Here is a 3,232-nt window from a genome sequence, read left to right as displayed (position 1 = left end):
CCGTGACCAGGCATGGGGTTGTTCGTGGTTTCAGAACCAACACAGTGGACGCGAGCAACTGAGGACAAGCCCTCGGCCTATTAGTACCGGTCACCTCCACACGTTACCGTGCTTCCAGATCCGGCCTATCAACCCAGTCGTCTACTGGGAGCCTTACCCCATCAAGTGGGTGGGAGTCCTCATCTCGAAGCAGGCTTCCCGCTTAGATGCTTTCAGCGGTTATCCCTCCCGAACGTAGCCAACCAGCCATGCCCTTGGCAGAACAACTGGCACACCAGAGGTTCGTCCGTCCCGGTCCTCTCGTACTAGGGACAGCCCTTCTCAAGACTCCTACGCGCACAGCGGATAGGGACCGAACTGTCTCACGACGTTCTAAACCCAGCTCGCGTACCGCTTTAATGGGCGAACAGCCCAACCCTTGGGACCGACTCCAGCCCCAGGATGCGACGAGCCGACATCGAGGTGCCAAACCATCCCGTCGATATGGACTCTTGGGGAAGATCAGCCTGTTATCCCCGGGGTACCTTTTATCCGTTGAGCGACGGCGCTTCCACAAGCCACCGCCGGATCACTAGTCCCGACTTTCGTCCCTGCTCGACCCGTCGGTCTCACAGTCAAGCTCCCTTGTGCACTTACACTCAACACCTGATTGCCAACCAGGCTGAGGGAACCTTTGGGCGCCTCCGTTACCCTTTAGGAGGCAACCGCCCCAGTTAAACTACCCATCAGACACTGTCCCTGATCCGGATCACGGACCCAGGTTAGACATCCAGCACGACCAGACTGGTATTTCAACGACGACTCCACACACACTGGCGTGCATGCTTCAAAGTCTCCCAGCTATCCTACACAAGCCGAACCGAACACCAATATCAAACTGTAGTAAAGGTCCCGGGGTCTTTCCGTCCTGCTGCGCGAAACGAGCATCTTTACTCGTAGTGCAATTTCACCGGGCCTATGGTTGAGACAGTCGAGAAGTCGTTACGCCATTCGTGCAGGTCGGAACTTACCCGACAAGGAATTTCGCTACCTTAGGATGGTTATAGTTACCACCGCCGTTTACTGGCGCTTAAGTTCTCAGCTTCGCCCCACCGAAATGGAGCTAACCGGTCCCCTTAACGTTCCAGCACCGGGCAGGCGTCAGTCCGTATACATCGCCTTACGGCTTCGCACGGACCTGTGTTTTTAGTAAACAGTCGCTTCTCGCTGGTCTCTGCGGCCACCCCCAGCTCGAACAGCAAGTGCTCTCACCAGGTGTGGCCCCCCTTCTCCCGAAGTTACGGGGGCATTTTGCCGAGTTCCTTAACCATAGTTCACCCGAACGCCTCGGTATTCTCTACCTGACCACCTGAGTCGGTTTAGGGTACGGGCCGCCATGAAACTCGCTAGAGGCTTTTCTCGACAGCATAGGATCATCCACTTCACCACAATCGGCTCGGCATCAGGTCTCAGCCACAAGTGCGACGGATTTACCTATCACACGGCCTACACCCTTACCCCGGGACAACCACCGCCCGGGATGGACTACCTTCCTGCGTCACCCCATCACTCACCTACTAACCGCTTGGGCCGGCGGCTCCACCACTCCCCTCAACTCCGAAGAGATCAGGGCGGCTTCACGGCCTTAGCATCACGATGCTCGATGTTTGACGCTTCACAGCGGGTACCGGAATATCAACCGGTTATCCATCGACTACGCCTGTCGGCCTCGCCTTAGGTCCCGACTTACCCTGGGCAGATCAGCTTGACCCAGGAACCCTTAGTCAATCGGCGCACACGTTTCTCACGTGTGAATCGCTACTCATGCCTGCATTCTCACTCGTCAACCGTCCACAACTACCTTCCGGTGCTGCTTCACCCGGCAGACGACGCTCCCCTACCCATCCACACAGGCGTTGGCCCTATTGTGTGAATGACACGACTTCGGCGGTACGCTTGAGCCCCGCTACATTGTCGGCGCGGAATCACTAGACCAGTGAGCTATTACGCACTCTTTCAAGGGTGGCTGCTTCTAAGCCAACCTCCTGGTTGTCTCTGCGACTCCACATCCTTTCCCACTTAGCGTACGCTTAGGGGCCTTAGTCGATGCTCTGGGCTGTTTCCCTCTCGACCATGGAGCTTATCCCCCACAGTCTCACTGCCGCGCTCTCACTTACCGGCATTCGGAGTTTGGCTAAGGTCAGTAACCCGGTAGGGCCCATCGCCTATCCAGTGCTCTACCTCCGGCAAGAAACACACGACGCTGCACCTAAATGCATTTCGGGGAGAACCAGCTATCACGGAGTTTGATTGGCCTTTCACCCCTAACCACAGGTCATCCCCCAGGTTTTCAACCCTGGTGGGTTCGGTCCTCCACGAAGTCTTACCTCCGCTTCAACCTGCCCATGGCTAGATCACTCCGCTTCGGGTCTTGAGCGTGCTACTCAAACGCCCTGTTCGGACTCGCTTTCGCTACGGCTACCCCACCCGGGTTAACCTCGCAACACACCGCAAACTCGCAGGCTCATTCTTCAAAAGGCACGCAGTCACGAGAGCAGAGCAAGCTCCACTCCGACGCTCCCACGGCTTGTAGGCACACGGTTTCAGGTACTATTTCACTCCCCTCCCGGGGTACTTTTCACCATTCCCTCACGGTACTATCCGCTATCGGTCACCAGGGAATATTTAGGCTTAGCGGGTGGTCCCGCCAGATTCACACGGGATTTCTCGGGCCCCGTGCTACTTGGGTGTCTCTCAAACGAGCCGCTGACGTTTCGACTACGGGGGTCTTACCCTCTACGCCGGACCTTTCGCATGTCCTTCGCCTACATCAACGGTTTCTGACTCGTCCTGTCGCCGGCAGACGACAGAAGAGAGATCCCACAACCCCGTATACGCAACCCCTGCCGGGTCTCACACGCATACGGTTTGGCCTCATCCGGTTTCGCTCGCCACTACTCCCGGAATCACGGTTGTTTTCTCTTCCTGCGGGTACTGAGATGTTTCACTTCCCCGCGTTCCCTCCACACTGCCTATGTGTTCAGCAGCGGGTGACAGCCCATGACGACTGCCGGGTTTCCCCATTCGGAAACCCCCGGATCAAAGCCTGGTTGACGACTCCCCGGGGACTATCGTGGCCTCCCACGTCCTTCATCGGTTCCTGGTGCCAAGGCATCCACCGTGCGCCCTTAAAAACTTGGCCACAGATGCTCGCGTCCACTGTGCAGTTCTCAAACAACGACCAACCACCCAT

The 3,232-nt window shown here is 57.1% G+C and carries 1 rRNA gene; it reads right to left on the bottom strand.

From position 1 onward, the window contains the following. Positions 1 to 60 precede the first annotated feature (60 nt). Positions 61 to 3,181 (bottom strand): 23S ribosomal RNA (locus ABZ719_RS37195). Between the last annotated feature and the right edge of the window lie 51 nt (positions 3,182 to 3,232).

It is taken from the genome of Streptomyces sp. NPDC006743, from assembly GCF_040703815.1.
In the GTDB taxonomy this organism is placed as follows: domain Bacteria; phylum Actinomycetota; class Actinomycetes; order Streptomycetales; family Streptomycetaceae; genus Streptomyces.
This window is presented reverse-complemented; position numbering and strand designations above follow the sequence as displayed.